General features: G+C 73.8%; 10 protein-coding genes and 1 tRNA gene. 5 read left to right on the top strand and 6 right to left on the bottom strand.

Translation table 11 applies throughout. The features are described 5' to 3' along the window. Positions 1-131: 131 nt before the first annotated feature. Complete coding sequence (locus ACZDYF_RS01135; RefSeq protein WP_138823037.1) at positions 132-770, top strand: 5-formyltetrahydrofolate cyclo-ligase; 639 nt, start codon at positions 132-134, stop codon at positions 768-770. Between the two features lie 157 nt (positions 771-927). Here the strand turns inward: ACZDYF_RS01135 and ACZDYF_RS01130 are convergent, their stop codons facing one another. Next, entirely contained in the window at positions 928-3,624 is a 2,697-nt protein-coding gene (locus ACZDYF_RS01130; protein ID WP_475052030.1) for a penicillin acylase family protein, read from the bottom strand. 171 nt (positions 3,625-3,795) lie between these two features. Here ACZDYF_RS01130 and ACZDYF_RS01125 point away from each other — a divergent pair, with 171 nt between their 5' ends. The 3 genes from ACZDYF_RS01125 (at position 3,796) to mscL (ending at position 5,529) form a co-directional block, all read left to right on the top strand. Next, positions 3,796-4,128 (top strand): FmdB family zinc ribbon protein, encoded by a 333-nt coding sequence (locus tag ACZDYF_RS01125; protein WP_475052026.1) that lies wholly within the window; start codon positions 3,796-3,798, stop codon positions 4,126-4,128. A gap of 99 nt (positions 4,129-4,227) precedes the next feature. Next, positions 4,228-4,914: an SAF domain-containing protein gene (locus ACZDYF_RS01120; RefSeq protein WP_475052023.1), complete on the top strand. Its 687-nt coding sequence runs from the start codon at positions 4,228-4,230 to the stop codon at positions 4,912-4,914. Positions 4,915-5,055: 141 nt separating this feature from the next. Further along, complete coding sequence (gene mscL / locus ACZDYF_RS01115; RefSeq protein WP_475052020.1) at positions 5,056-5,529, top strand: large conductance mechanosensitive channel protein MscL; 474 nt, start codon at positions 5,056-5,058, stop codon at positions 5,527-5,529. A gap of 129 nt (positions 5,530-5,658) precedes the next feature. Here the strand turns inward: mscL and ACZDYF_RS01110 are convergent, their stop codons facing one another. From ACZDYF_RS01110 to ACZDYF_RS01100, 3 genes are all read right to left on the bottom strand, one after another. Next, on the bottom strand, positions 5,659-5,889 hold the full coding sequence (locus ACZDYF_RS01110) for a hypothetical protein (RefSeq protein ID WP_191791056.1): 231 nt from the start codon (positions 5,887-5,889) through the stop codon (positions 5,659-5,661). A gap of 88 nt (positions 5,890-5,977) precedes the next feature. Further along, positions 5,978-10,087, bottom strand: a complete 4,110-nt coding sequence (locus ACZDYF_RS01105; RefSeq protein WP_475052018.1) for a hypothetical protein — start codon at positions 10,085-10,087, stop codon at positions 5,978-5,980. A gap of 372 nt (positions 10,088-10,459) precedes the next feature. Beyond that, positions 10,460-11,104: a vitamin K epoxide reductase family protein gene (locus ACZDYF_RS01100; RefSeq protein ID WP_475052015.1), complete on the bottom strand. Its 645-nt coding sequence runs from the start codon at positions 11,102-11,104 to the stop codon at positions 10,460-10,462. Between the two features lie 708 nt (positions 11,105-11,812). On the opposite strand from ACZDYF_RS01100, the gene ACZDYF_RS01095 reads away from it, so the two are divergent. Next, positions 11,813-13,057, top strand: a complete 1,245-nt coding sequence (locus ACZDYF_RS01095; protein WP_475052011.1) for an alpha/beta hydrolase — start codon at positions 11,813-11,815, stop codon at positions 13,055-13,057. Between the two features lie 36 nt (positions 13,058-13,093). Here the strand turns inward: ACZDYF_RS01095 and ACZDYF_RS01090 are convergent. Beyond that, a tRNA-Arg gene (locus ACZDYF_RS01090) sits at positions 13,094-13,169 on the bottom strand. Between the two features lie 46 nt (positions 13,170-13,215). Further along, positions 13,216-14,286, bottom strand: a complete 1,071-nt coding sequence (locus ACZDYF_RS01085; protein ID WP_475052008.1) for a glycoside hydrolase family 6 protein — start codon at positions 14,284-14,286, stop codon at positions 13,216-13,218. Between the last annotated feature and the right edge of the window lie 28 nt (positions 14,287-14,314).

Here is a 14,314-nt window from a genome sequence, read left to right as displayed (position 1 = left end):
CAGCAGCAGCATGCACCCGGGCGGACGGCACGGCATCCGTTGCGCACCCTCGACCCTCCGCGATCCGGACCTTTCCGTCCGACGACGGCACCACGGACACTTCTTGCCCGAACCTTTGCGACAATAGGCGCATGAGTGGCCCGGTTCAGCCGTATCCCCTGCATGGAAGCATCGAACCCGAGGACGCGAAGGAGATCCTCCGAAAAGCCATCCGCACTGCTCGATCCGCACGCACCGAGCGCCGCCGCGACGAAGCGGCCCAGGCGATCGCCGACGTGATCGAGACCATCCCCGAAGTCCTGTCCGCGCGGTGCGTCGCGACGTACGCGGCGCGCCCCACCGAGCCCGGCACCACCGCGATGCTCGAGCGGCTCTCCGCCCGGGGCGTCCGCGTCCTCCTGCCCGTCCTGGGCGCCGGCCTCCAGCGCGACTGGGCCGAGTTCGACGGGGCGCACGACCTCCAGGTCCGCGCCCCGGGCAGGCCGCCCGAGCCGAGCGGCCCCACGCTCGGGGCGGCCGCGCTCGCCGACGCCGACGTCGTCATCGCGCCCGCGCTCGCGGTCGACTCGAACGGGGTCCGCCTCGGGCAGGGCGGCGGCTGGTACGACCGCGCGCTCGAGCACGTGCGCCCCGGCACCAAGGTGATCGCGGTCGTCTTCCCCGAGGAGGTCTACGACGCGACCGACCGTCCGCTGCCCCTCGAGAAGCACGACCGCACCGTGGACGCTGTCGCGACTCCCCTCGGGTGGCGCTGGATCGGTCAGGACTGACCGGCTCCGCCGTCCCTCGCGCACGACGAAGGGCCCGCCCGGGCAGCTCGCCCGGGCGGGCCTTTCGTCGCTCTCCCCCGGCCACCCAGGCGGGTGGGCCGGTCGGGCGGGGTGCGCGGCGTCGTCGGGCAGGTGATGCCCGACGACGCCGCACCCGTCAGGGGACCAGCGTGAGCGTGTCCTTGGTGCCGGAGCGCACGGCCTCGGCCGTGAACGGCCACGCGTAGGTCTCGCCCGCGGCCCACGTGCCGAGCTGGTCCTCGTAGTGCTTGGACGCCGGGTGCCCGGAGGTGCCCGTGACGGTGACCCAGGTCGAGGCGTCCAGGTCGGCGAGGTCGACGACCATGCGCATCGACGGACCCGACGTGACCTCGAAGCTGCCCGAGGCCGCGTCCCACGACGTCGCGTTGACGATCGACGAGCCTCCCGGCATGGCCACCGTGCGGGGGTTCACGTAAGCCCGGACGAAGCCCGGGACTGCGTCGTTGTCGAGGACCACGTGACCGAGCGAGAGCGTGTGGAGCTTGCCCCACTCCCAGTCGGTCGTCTTCTTCGACAGCTCGGTCGTCAGGTCGAGGCGGGCCGAGGTGATCGCCCGGTTGAGGACCTCGTCGCGGGTCTCGACGACGCTCACGGTCTGGCGGTCGTCCCAGAACGCGTTGGTCTCGTCGGCGAGCATGTTCTGCACGACGGCGAGCCAGCGGCTGCCGCCCGCGGGGCGGATGTTCTCCGGCAGGTCGTCCCAGAACGTGATCTCGAGCAGGTTGCGCCACACCGCGGCGAAGTACGCGGCCGCGGCCGAGTCCTTGTCCATGTGCTGGTCCCAGTCGGCGAGGAGGTCCTGCCCCTCGGCCGCGAAGTCGTTGCGCACCCCCTTGCTGTTCTCGATGTCCTGCTCGAGCAGGAGGGGCACGAGGGCCGCGGCGTACGGGCTCCAGTCGTCGTTCTGGATCTCGTTCATGGTCTGGACGTCGACCTTGCGGCCCGAGTCGATCTCCTCCTGCAGGAGGGTCCGGATGCGCTGCGAGCGGTAGCCGTAGTCCCAGTCCGTCGTGAGGAACGGGGTGGTCCCTGCCGGGAGCACCGCCTGGTTCGCCGCGACGACGAACCCCTCCTCGGGGTCGACCACGCCCGGCATCTGCGCGGCGGGCACGTAGCCGGTCCAGTCGTAGCGCTCGTCCCACCCGGGTCGCGGCCACGTGCCGTCCGACGGCACGGGCCCCTCGACGTTCGCGCGCACCGGGATCCGGCCCGGCGCCTGGTAGCCGATGTGCCCGTCCGTGGTCGCGAAGACGATGTTCTGGGCGGGGACCTCGAACAGGGCCGCGGCGGCCTTCATGTCCTCGGCGTCCGCCGCGAGGTTGAACGCGAAGACGGCGTCGGCGGTGCGGCCGGGCTCGAGCGCGGTCCACCGGAGCGAGACCTCGTAGTCGCCGAGCGGGGTGCCCTCGGTCGGTGAGGCCGCGACCTTGTCCATGGGCAGGACGGTCGAGACGATCGGTCCGTGGACCGTCGAGGCGACCTTGAGCTCGACGTCCTCGCCGCCGTTGACCTTGATGGTCTCGGTGCGGGTCTCGAGAGGCTCCCAGTCGTCGCCCCGCAGGTACGTGTCGTCACGCACGCGCTCGATGAAGAAGTCGGTGACGTCGGCGCCCATGTTCGTCAGGCCCCAGGCCAGGTCGGCGTTGTGCCCGATGATCACGCCGGGGAAGCCCGCGAACGAGAACCCCGAGACGTCGAACCCGCAGGCCGGGCTCACCTCGTTGCAGTGGAGTCCGACCTGGGCCCACACGCTGGGGGCCTGGAGGGACAGGTGGGGGTCGTTGGCGAGCAGCGGCTTGCCGCTGGCCGTGTGCTCGCCCGAGACGACCCACGAGTTGGACCCGGTGCCCTCGCCGCGTCCGACGAGCACAGGCACGGCCGCGAGCGCGGCGTCGGCCGCGGCGACGGCCGACTGGAGCTCGCTGCCCGCGAGGGTCGGCGCGTACGCGGTCTGTTCCGCGCCCTCGACCTGGACGGGTTCGCTCGTGGTCGGCACCTCGGACGGGTCGAGGATGGGAAGGTTCGCCTGGGCCGGGTACGCGGGGAAGAGGGTGCCCACACGGGCCACGTCCTGCGCGACCTTGGCGGGGTCCTGGGCTCCGCTCGAGGCTCCCGCGAAGCCGCCGTACGCGATGGCGCGCTCGAGCTCGTCGTCGTAGTTTCCGCGCAGGTCCCAGGCCATGGCCTTGAGCCACGCGAGCGAGTCGATCGGGTCCCAGGGCTCGGGGTCCGGCACCGAGACGCTCGTGCCGAGCACCGTGTACTCGAGCGCGATCTCGCTCGGGTCGCGGTCATCGAGGTAGGCGTTGACGCCGTCCGCGTAGGCCTGGAGGTAGGCCTTGGTCTCGGGGGCGAGGATCTTCCACTCCTCCTCGGCGACCAGGCGCCAGCCGAACGTGCGCGTGACCTTGTCCGCGTCGATCGCGACCTGGGAGTCGCCGACGAGCTCGGCCAGACGCCCCGCGGTCACGTGGCGGCGGTAGTCCATCTCGAAGAAGCGGTCCTGCGCCTGGACGTAGCCCTGGGCGCGGAAGAGGTCCTCGGGCGTGTCGGCGTAGATCTGCGGTACGCCCTGCGCGTCGCGGAGCACGCTGACCTCTGCGTCGAGGCCCGTCAGGGTGAGGGTGCCGTCGGTCTGCGGGAGCGGTCGGCGGACGGTGACGACCGTGAACACCGACGCCGCGACCAGGAGCACGACGACGAGCGCGGCGATCGCGATGATGCCGCGACGGGCGCGAGAACCTCCCCGGCGGGCAGCAGGGACGGGCGGCGGGGGGTCGCCGTGGACTCCGGCGGGGACATCAGCAGACACGGTGCGAGACTACCCCGGGCGGGCCAGGCGTATGATTAGCACTCAGAAGACCCGAGTGCCAGTCCGGCTGTGTCCTGCCGTCGACCCGACGCGCACGCCGGACGCCGCGGAGCAGGCTCGCACCCGCCCCGTGACGACCGCACCCACCCCCGCGACCTCTGAGGAGAGACCGTGCCCACCTACGCGTACACGTGCACTGCCTGCGGCCACGCCTTCGACATCCACCAGGCGTTCACCGACGACGCGCTCACCGTGTGCCCCGAGTGCGGCGGTCGCCTGCGCAAGGTCTTCTCGTCGGTCGGCGTGACCTTCAAGGGCTCGGGCTTCTACCGCACCGACTCGCGCTCCTCGAAGTCGTCGAGCACGGGCTCGACCACGCCCGCGACGCCCGCGAAGTCGTCCGACTCGTCGAACAGCTCGTCCTCGGGCTCGTCGAGCACCGGGTCGTCGTCGAGCGGTTCCTCCTCGAGCTCGTCGGGCTCCTCGACGCCGTCCGCGGGCTGACCGCACTCCGGACCGTGCACAGGTAGGCCCCCGGGGCGCCTGTCCACAGGCCGCCGCGCCGCGCCGCGGGTCGCCCCGGCGGGCACCTAGCGTCGACGCATGGCTCCTCCTGCATCGACCGCGACCGGCCCGTCGGGCCGCCGTGCCTCCACTGCCCGACGGCGCCTGCGCGCCCTCGTCTGGCGCGCACGTCTCGTGGCGCTCGCCCTGGGCTGCGGACTGGTCGCCGCCGTCGTGGTCGACCGCCTGAGCCCTCCCCCGCCGGCCACCCGGCCCGTGGTCGCGACGGCGCGCGCGGTCGAGGCCGGCACGGTGCTCGTCGAGGAGGACGTCACGGTCGTGCACGTCGCGGCCGCGCTCGCCCCGCAGACCTCGCTGACCAGGGTGAGCGACGCCGTCGGGCGAACCACCTCGGTCGCCCTGCCGCCCGGCCAGACGCTCTCCCCCTCGCTCGTCGCCGCGGGCGACCTCGCCGCCATGGCCCCCACCGGGACCGTCGTGGCGCCCGTGCGGCTCTCCGACCCCGACGTGGCCGCGCTCCTGCATCCCGGCGACCGGGTCGACCTGCTCGCGGCCACGGCCAGCGGCGAGACCGGGACCGGCAGCCACCTCGCGCGGCGCGCCCTCGTGGTGGCGGGGTCCCCGGCGCCAGCCTCGCCCGGTGGTCTGCTCGGCGGCGGGACGCCCGAGGGCGGCGTCACGCTCGTCGCCGTGCTCCCGCAGGAGGCCGCCGCGCTCGCCGGGGTCGGCGACTGGGGCGGCCTGTCGGTGGTCCTGGTGCCCTGAGCCGGACCGCGGCCTCCGAGACGTGCGGATGCGCGCCGCAACGAGCATGGAAGGATCACGTCCGGACCTCGCTCGTGCCACGGGCGCCGCCGCGAGACCGCCGCGCGCACCCGGTCCGCGCCCTCTCGAAAGGAACCCCGTATGCAGAACGTGCTCAACGGCTTCAAGGACTTCGTGCTCCGCGGCAACGCGATCGACCTCGCGGTCGGTGTCGTGATCGGTGCGGCCTTCACCCAGGTCGTCACGGCGATCGTCGACGGCCTCATCAACCCGCTCGTCGCGGCGATCTTCGGCAAGCAGGACCTGAGCAAGGTCTGGACGTTCGAGGTCAACGAGGCGATCTTCAGCTTCGGCCTCGTCCTCGACGCGCTCTTCAAGTTCCTCTGCGTGGCAGCGGCGCTCTACTTCGTCATCGTGCTGCCCATGAACCACCTGGCGGCCCGGCGCAAGAAGGGCGAGGAGGCCGCCCCCGCGGCCCCCGCCGAGGACGTCCTGGTGCTCCAGGAGATCCGCGACCTGCTGGCCGCGCAGAACGCACGCGGCGCTGGTCCCGCCGGTCCTGCGACGGGCACCGGCCCGTTCGGCGGCCCGACCGACGGTCCTGGCGGCCGCTGACCGCTCACGCGCCGTCCACGAACGCCCCGCCGGTCTTCCGGCGGGGCGTTCGTCATGCTCGGGCCACGTCGCACCTACTGCGGGCGTCGAGCGGGACCGGCAGAGCAGGCAGAGCAAGCAGAGCGGCCCTCAGGACCAGTGCGGCGGCACGTCGCGCAAGAGCTCGGCGTCGTGGCTGTCGGTCGACGCGCCCGGTCGGACGTCGCCCCAGACCGCGGCGTCGTCGTCGGACCCCAGGCCCGCGACGCCCGCCTGCTCGGTGCCCGGGCGCACGACGCGGCGCGACCGACGGCGCGGCGCGGTGGGCGCTGCCGGGTCGGCCGGGGCGTCGGGGGCAGGGGCAGGATCGACGGGGGTCACGACCCCATTGTCTCAGCGCCCCGGACGGCCCCGACGCGTCCGCCGCCCCCACCTGCCACGATGCGAACGGCCGACCCCGGCCGACCCGTCAGTCCGTCCCGAACTCGTCGTCCGCGACCGTCGGCACGACGACGATGCGGTCGCGCCCACCCGTCTGCGCGATCCCGCCGATCTCCGGCAGCCGCGCGTCGCGCACCGCCTGGACGACCCGGCGGATGCGCTCGGCCTCCTTCGCGGGGTCGAGGAACGCCGCAGCGGACCACACCTGCGCGACGACCCAGCCCGTGCGCTCGAGACGCTCGGCGAGCTGGCGGTCGCGCACCCGCACGCTGCGTTCGGCGACGTAGGCGTCGTCGTCGGTCAGGACCGCGACCAGCAGCTCGCCCGGGATGTCGGGGTGACCGACGACCAGCGGGATCCGGTCGCCGCCGACCACGCCGTAGTCCGTCTCGACCACGAGCCCCGCACGCCACAGGCGCTCGGCGAGGTCGATCACGAGCCGGTCGGGGTTGCCGCCCACGTCCACGCCGTTGCCGAGCGTGACCTGGTCGGCGCGGCCGCTGCGCTGCTCGGTGAGGTCGAGGACCTCCGCGAGGAGCTTGGCCCCGCGCCCGCGCAGACGCTCGGGGTCGAGGTCGGACGCCGTGAAGCACGTGACGACGTGCAGGCGCCGACGGGTCGAGCCCAGGGTGTCGAGGAGCATGGCGTCGCCACCCGGTGCGTTGAGCACGCCGAAGCGGTGCAGCACGCGACCGTGCGGGGTCCGCCCGTAGCCGATGGACAGGACGATCGCGTCCCGGGTGAGCCCCGCGACGCCCGAGACCTCGGCGACCACGACGGGCTCGGCGCGAGCGCCCGAGAAGAACACGGCCAGGGCCGGGTTCTGCCGGACCTCGCCGAGGAGCGCGTCACGGATGCGGTCGGCGTGCACCGAGCTCACCGTGACGATCGCGAGCGACTCCTCGGGTCGGGTCATGGCGTGCTCGATCGCGATCTCGACGACGCGGTCGACCTCGGCCTGCGTGCTCTCGACCGCCCCGGACGCCGGGTCCGGCATGCCGGCACCGTCGACCAGGTCGAGGTGGACGAGCGGCTCGGCCCGGGGCAGCGGGCTCGGGCGCAGGACGCCCTCGTAGCCGTGCGCGGCGAGGAAGGCCGTGAGGTAGGGGTCGCGGCGGGTCCCGCCCGCGGACAGCGCGACGGTCGGCAGGATCTCCGCGAGCTCGCCCACGGTCGTGCCCGAGGCGGCCCGCGGGTCGCCGAACACGACGACCTGACGACCGCGCGCGAGCGAGGACAGGACCAGCTCGACCGGGATGTGCTGCGCGGCGTCGAGGATCACGAGGTCGACGGTGCGCGTCGGGGTGAACAGGTGCGGCACCAGCGTCGGGGACGCGACGACGCACGGCCGCAGGCGCCGCAGCACCTCGGGGTAGCGCTCGTGGGCGTCGCGCAGGCTCGTCATCCGGCCTTCGAGGAGCTCGGTGAACAGTGCCTCGGCCTCGGCCCGGTGGTCGCGCATCGCGGCGCCGAGGTGCTCGCGCACCGCGAGCCGGACCGGGGCGGACAGGGCGGCGACGTGCGTGCGGTCGAGGTCGCGGAACCTGCGTGCCAGCGCTTCGAGGCCCGCGCCGTCCTGGCCCGCGAGCGCCGGGTCCTGCGCGAGGATCTGCTCGAACACCGAGCTCCACCAGGCGAGGTCGAGCTCGGGTCCCACGAGCTCGGGCTCGACGCGGCGCGCCGAGAGGTCGTCGAGCAGGTCGCCGAGCCCCTCGTCGCGCAGGGTCCGCAGCGTGGAGGTCCGCGCGGGCAGGTTGTCGAGGGCCTCCTGGTCCTCGCCGAGGCTCGCGAGGCGCGCGGCCAGCTCGCTGATGGGCAGGTCGAGCAGGTCGGACCCGACGGGGGTCGTGGCGAGGACGGGGTCGAGGTACTCGAGGTCGATCCGGACGGCCTCGTACGTGTCCTCGATCGCGGCGAGCCCCTCGGGGAGGGTCGGCCACCCGCCGCGCGGGCACTGCGCCTGCCAGACCGCGCGCTGCGCCTGGACCTGGATGAGCGCGGCGTGCAGGTCGGGGACGCGGACGCCTGGGCGGAGCATGTCCTTGGCCTGCCGGCGCAGGCGTCGGCGGAGCCCCCAGCCCATGTCGATGCCGTTCTCCGCTCTCCACTCGCGCGTGCCCGTCGCCTCGACGAGGTCGGTCGCGGTGCGCTCGAAGATCATGGGTTGGAACGCGTCGAGCGTCCCGCGCATCCCGCCGAGCATGCGGAGCTGGTCGCCCCACTGCCGGACGGTCGTGGCGGTGGTCAACCCCGTCGTCGTCGCGACGGAGGCCACCTGCTCGCGGAGCTGGGGCAGCGTCTGCCCCGACAGCCGCTGGACCCGCAGCAGCGCGTCCTGCGCGTTCTCGGCGCTCGTGATGTCCGCGCCGAACCAGGGCGTCGACGTCGAGCGGAGCGTGAAGGCCCCGACCTCGGCCGCGCGCACGAGGCGGGCCGAGAGCTCGGCCCGGCGCTCGGCGCCGATGCGGACCGTGACCTCGGGGCCCAGGCGGACGGTCGTGCCGGGGGCAGGGCGCTGCGCGGTGAGCCGGGCGAGGGCCTGCAGTGCCGCGTAGGCGGACACGCCCCAGGGCTCGCGGACCAGGTGCAGGGACTCGATGTAGCCCGAGAGCTGTGCGCGCGCACCCAGCAGTCCGTCCCGGACGCGCGCGACGGCGTCGGTGTCGACCGTCTCCGCCTCGGCGGCCATGGCCCCCAGGAGGCGCTGCGAGGCCGTGGTCCGCCACGTGGGTTCGGGGGCGATGTCGAGCAGCAGCCCGTCGAGGCCGAGCGCGGCGAGCCGGGTCGAGAGGGTCTCCGCGGAGCGTCGGTGGCCCGGGACGTAGAGGATGCTGCGGCCGCTCGCCGCGGCCTCGGCGACGACGGCTGCGATGGTTCCTGCGGTGTCGGCCCCGGGGGGCGCGTCGACGAACAGGTGGCTGCCGGTCGCGAGCGCGTCGATGACGTGCCGCTGCGCGGGGTCGAGGTCGCCCACGCCCCGCTCCTGGGTCGGGTCGGCGTCGCCGACGCGCGGGGCCGGGAGCTCGCGCGCGAGCGCGGTCGCGGCCTCCTCAGAGCCGGCGAGGGCCGCGACGACCTCGTGCCGTTCGAGGCCCGACGCCAGCTCGTCGAGGTCGTCGACGAGGACCTGGCCGGGGTGGACGAAGGTCCCGACGAGGACGCGCTGCGCGAGCTCGAAGTCCCCCAGCACGGCCTTGCCCACGGCGGTGATGCGGGCCAGCGCGTCGGAGGGGTCGAAGCCTGCGGGCGTGAAGGCGCTGCGCGCGAGGGTCACGGGGTCGATCAGGCCGCCGTGGGCGCGCAGCGTGCGGGCCAGGACGGGGTTGATCTCGACGGTCGGCTCGAGCGTGAGGTCGTAGTCGGTCTCGCTGTCGCCGCGCGGGGTGAGCGTGAGGGGGCGCAGCAGGACGGGGGCGCGCACGGTCCGCGGGAGGGTGGGCTCGGCGTCGGGTCCTTCGGCGCCGTCGCGCGCGGGCCCTTCCCCCTGCCCGACGGCGCCGCTCCCCGTGGGCGGGGTGGTCGCGGTCTGCGCCGGGTCGGCCGGGTCCTCGGCGGCGGGTCCTGCGGGCAGGCCCGTCGCGCCGTCGATGGTCCGGCTGTACGTGGTGCCCGCGACGTGCGCGAGGGCGGCGACGTCGTCGGTCGCGAGGCGCGAGGGTTCGCCCTCGGTCCAGGTCGTGACGCCGATCGCGAGGTAGGTGGGCGCGACGCCGTACCGCTGGGCGTGCTCCTGCGAGCGGACGACGACCGCGCGCGCCCGGCGTCGGGCGGCAGGCAACGACGCGCCCTCGCGGAACAGGTTGGACAGACGGGTCGGGCGCCCGGCGAAGAGCTGCGCCACCCCCGAGGGGTGGGCTGCCGTGAGGTCGACGACCGCGTCGCCCAGCAGGCCGATGTCGGCGAGCGACGACCCGCCCGCGAGCTCGACGAGCGAGGCCCGCCACGACCGGACGGCGTCCTCGACGAGCTCGGCCGTGGTCGGCGCCTCGACGAGGGTGGGCCTCGCGAGCGTGGTGGGGCCGTCGACGTCCGGGGCCGCACCGCGGGCGGCACGCTCGTGCGCGTCCTGGTCGGTGAGCGGCCGGGCGGGATCGGCCACGGTCTCGCGGGCTGATGGGTTGCGGGCGGCTGCGTTCACTCTCGCACGCTAACCGTCCGGTCGGCAGGATCGGGGACCGGCACGCCGTGGGCGGTGACTTCTGGTCGGTCACGGGGCCGAGGGCCGCGGACCGGGAGTTCTGAGGGGGGACGGCGCCTGCTGCCTCGCGTGCGTCGTCGCACGGGGGGGAGGGCCGGGAAGAGTGAGAGGACGGTGCGCACCGCGCAGGGGGCAGGCGATACGCACCGTCAGAGATGATTCTGCAAGGTCTTCGCGCATTCGTCAAATGTGAGGACGACCACGGTGACGCAGAGATGGACAAGCGTCCAGTTCGATGCGGCGGATTGTTCCTGGACGACCGGGCGGTGCTGTCGGGCCGAGGACCTCCCCCGGCCCGACCGCTCGCGGTGCTCAGCTGAAGAGCTTGGACCCGTGCTTGAGCAGGACGCCCGCGATCATCAGGACGACCCACGTCGCCGTCAGGAACACGTCCGCGTCCGAGCGGACGAAGGACAGCGCACGCTCCTGCGCCCTGGCCGGCAGGTACAGGTTGTCCTCGATGATGTTCCAGTGCAGCAGCGTCATGAAGACGAGCGTCGTCGAGAGCGTGACCAGCAGGCACCAGGGGCACAGCGCGCCGATCACGAACATCGACTGGTAGAAGAGCCAGTAGGCGAAGATCAGGCCCAGCGCGTACACGACCTGTGCGGAGAACATGAACCAGCGCGGGAACCGCACCCCTCCCAGGCTCGCGACCGCGATCGTGATCACCACAGGCTCCGCGATCAGCCCCAGGAACGCGTTGGGGAAGCCGAACAGCGACGACTGCCACGCGACCCCGACAGCACCGCAGGACAGGACCTCGTTGACGTTGCACGAGAGCTCGGCCGCAGGGTTCGCCGCGAGCAGGACCGCGTCGTAGGACAGGACGAACGAGGCGGTCAGGCTGATCAGCGCGGAGACCAGCATGGTGCCGAACACCCACTGCCTGCTGTGCCGGAACCCCTCGATGCCCGGCGGGTCGGTCCTACGGTCGTCGTGCAGAACGTCGCTCATGCGTGATGCCCTTCCGGCGATGGCCCCCGGCCATCCCCGGAAGCCCCTCCAGCCTAGAGGCGGCTGCCGCGCTGAACCCGCCGGTGGGGCGTCTCGCGGACGGGTCGCGATCAGCAGATGGACGAAGGTTTGTCGAAGGCCGAGAGCGGACGTGCGGTCCGACCGCGCGGATCTTTGTCGTCGGCCCCGGAAATGTGCACGGAGAACGGCTCATCAATGCGCGCGGCGACAGCCAGAATTAGCACCCGGAGAACCGCGAGGCCGATGCACGGCGCCGTGGACATCAATTCCGGAAAGGTGCGACGAATCGTCTGCCCGCGATCGTGGAGGATCCGCCGCCCCAGCCACGCCGCACCATGGCGACCTGGTGACACGTCGGCCCGGGCGCGCCCCGAGGTCGGGGACTTGAGGTCCGGTGATCGTTGCCCGTCCCGCCGGGGCTGCTCGGGGAATCGCCCACAAAAGTGGGCACCGCCGAAAGCTCGCACCCGGTCCGAGCCGTCCCGGATCTCCCACCGATCCGGCACCCGCCAGGAATTCGGTTCGCCTTTCAACTACTTTGAGCCGGTGCGGCGTGAGCCGCATTCGCCTGCCGCGCTGAAACCAGGCCGCCGCTACGACCGGACGGCCCGACGCGCACCTCCGTGCGCGCCGGTGTAGACCGGGAACCAGGGGTGCGCCGCACCCACCGGCAGCGAAGGAGCCGCCATGCCCATCGGGTACCTCGTGCCCATCCTGCTCGTCGCCTGCTGCACGACGGCGTCGCTCACCCCCGCCCGCCGACCTCCTCGGCTGGGACGCCTCGCCTTCCGGATGAGCGTCCTCGTCAACGAGCAGCCGTTCGCCCTGCTCCTCGCCCTCGGTGCGATCACGGCGGTCGCGGTCGCCGACGGCGACCTCGGGGCGCCGGGAGGGCGCGTCACGCTCGTCCTGGCCGTGCTGACGGCGCTCGGCCTGCTCCTGGTCGCCCGACGCGGCCTGCGGGCGGCGCCCGTGCTCGACCACGCCCTGGTCGACGACCTCCACGTGGGGCCGGGCACGGTCACGAACCGCCGCCTGCCCTGGACGCAGATCCTCCTGGCGCCGTTCGCGGTGCGCCGGCGCGACGTCGAGCGGCTGGCCGACCTTGCCTATGGCGAGGAAGTCGAGGGTGGGGTCGGCGGGGGCAGCGACGTCGGGGACGACGGGAACGTCGGGGAGCCAGGTCGCCGGGAGCGCCGGCTCGACGTCTACCGCCCCCGGTCGCGTCCGGCCGACGGCCCGACTCTCGTCTACTTCCACGGCGGCGGCTACGTGAGCGGACGCAATGAGCTCGAGGCCCGCGCGATGCTGTCGCGGCTCGCGAGCCGCGGGTGGGTGTGCGTGAGCGCGAACTACGGCCTGCGCCCGACGACGAACTTCCCCGGGCACCTGATCGACGCCAAGCGGGTGCTCGCCTGGGTCCGGGCCCACGGCGCCGAGCACGGGGCCGACACCTCCCGCGTCCTCGTGGCGGGCAGCTCCGCGGGCGCGCACCTCGCGTCCCTCGCGGCCCTCACTCCCCGCGACCCGCGGTTCCAGCCCGGCTTCGAGGATGCCGACACCACCGTGGTCGGGGCCGTGTGCCTCTACGGCTACTTCGGCGAGTACTACGGCAGCGGCCGCGACCCGGGTGTCGAGTCGGCGCCGGGCGACTACCTGCGACCCGACGCGCCCCCGTTCCTCGTGGTGCACGGCGACCAGGACACCCTGGTCCCCGTCGAGGGGGCGCGGCACTTCGTCGCGGGGCTGCGCGGAACCTCGACGAGCCCGGTCGTGTACGCCGAGCTACCCGGGGCGCAGCACGGGTTCGACCTGTTCCACTCGATGCGGTTCGACGCGGTCGTCACGGCGGTCGAGGAGTTCGCGGAGCGGGTGGTGGCGGCGCGGGACCGGGCGCCCGAGGTGCCGGTCGAGCGGCACGAGGAGCGGTGAGGCGGGATGGTCCCGACCTGATGCCGCGGGGTGTGGTGGTGCGCCTGGCCAGATTCGAACTGGCGACACCCGCTTTAGGAGAGCGGTGCTCTATCCCCTGAGCTACAGGCGCGTGGGCGCGAACACGGCGGATCGGGCCCGGTGGGACGCCCGACAGCCTAGCGTCCCGGCCCGGCAGTGTCCCAACCCGCGCGATCCACGAGCCCGATCGCGTACTCGGGCCAGAACGTGCCGGCGGCCGGGTCGCCCCGGTCGCACTCGCCGTCGGACTCTCCGGGGACCTTGATCCAGAGGTACGCGTCGAGGGCGCTGCCGTCGTCGACCGCACCGGGCTTCTCTCCGAGCGCCCGACCTGCGGGGTTGCACCAGTCGAGTGGCCCGTCACCCACGGGCCCGAGCCCGTTGCGCGACGTGTCGACGACGTAGTGCGTCCCGAGGAGCGCGGCGAGCCGGTCGGCATAGGCGCGCTCGTCGGCCGTGGTGCGGTAGTTGGAGACGTTGGTCGCGAAGCCGCGGGCGTCGTCGATCCCGGCCTGCCGCAGCCGGTCGGCCATGGTCGGGGCGTCGACCCACGCCGAGTTCCCGGCGTCGAGGTACACGCTCGCGCCCGCGTCCGCGAGCGCCGCGGTGGCCTGGCGCAGGAGCCCGGCGCGGTCGCCCTGCTCAGGGCACGCACCGAGGTCGGGCAGGGCGTCGGGTTCGAGCACGACGGCGGTGCGTGTGCCGCGCAGCCCGTCCGCGACCGCCTGGACGAACGCCGGGTACTCCTCGGGGGTCAGGCCGCCCGCGGAGAAGGACCCGCAGTCGCGGGCCGGGATCGCGTAGAGCGTGACGATGCCGGTGCGTCCGGCCTGGTTGGCGGCGGTCGCGTAGTCGCGCACGAGGGTCTCGGCCTCCGCCGGCGCGAACCAGTCCCCGACCCACAGGGACGCGCCCGCCTCGCTGATGACGTCGAGCGCCGCGGCGGCGTCGGGGTCGCTCGTCCGGAGCGCCTCGGCGGCGTGCACGGACTGCATGTCCGGGTGGGCGTAGGGCGCGCCCGCCAGGAAGGGGTTCGCGTCGGCACCGACGGGCTCGACGGGGTCCGCCGGGGGTGCCTCGACCGCGGTGGCCTCGGGCTGCGTCTCGGCGGGCTCGGACACCCCGGGAGAGCACGCCCCGAGCCCGACGGCGAGGATCGCCGCCCCCAGCGTGGTCGCGGTCAGGTGCCGGTCGGCTCGCGCGCGCATGTGTCCCCTGTCGTGGTGCGGAGCGCGG

Source organism: Oerskovia sp. PE-21s, assembly GCF_056158145.1.
This window is presented reverse-complemented; position numbering and strand designations above follow the sequence as displayed.

Coding starts and splice junctions, on each gene's coding strand:
- ACZDYF_RS01120 (WP_475052023.1), top strand. CDS start 4,228: ATGGCTCCTCCTGCATCGACCGCGACCGGCCCGTCGGGCCGCCGTGCC.
- ACZDYF_RS01135 (WP_138823037.1), top strand. CDS start 132: ATGAGTGGCCCGGTTCAGCCGTATCCCCTGCATGGAAGCATCGAACCC.
- ACZDYF_RS01095 (WP_475052011.1), top strand. CDS start 11,813: ATGCCCATCGGGTACCTCGTGCCCATCCTGCTCGTCGCCTGCTGCACG.
- mscL (WP_475052020.1), top strand. CDS start 5,056: ATGCAGAACGTGCTCAACGGCTTCAAGGACTTCGTGCTCCGCGGCAAC.
- ACZDYF_RS01085 (WP_475052008.1), bottom strand. CDS start 14,286: ATGCGCGCGCGAGCCGACCGGCACCTGACCGCGACCACGCTGGGGGCG.
- ACZDYF_RS01100 (WP_475052015.1), bottom strand. CDS start 11,104: ATGAGCGACGTTCTGCACGACGACCGTAGGACCGACCCGCCGGGCATC.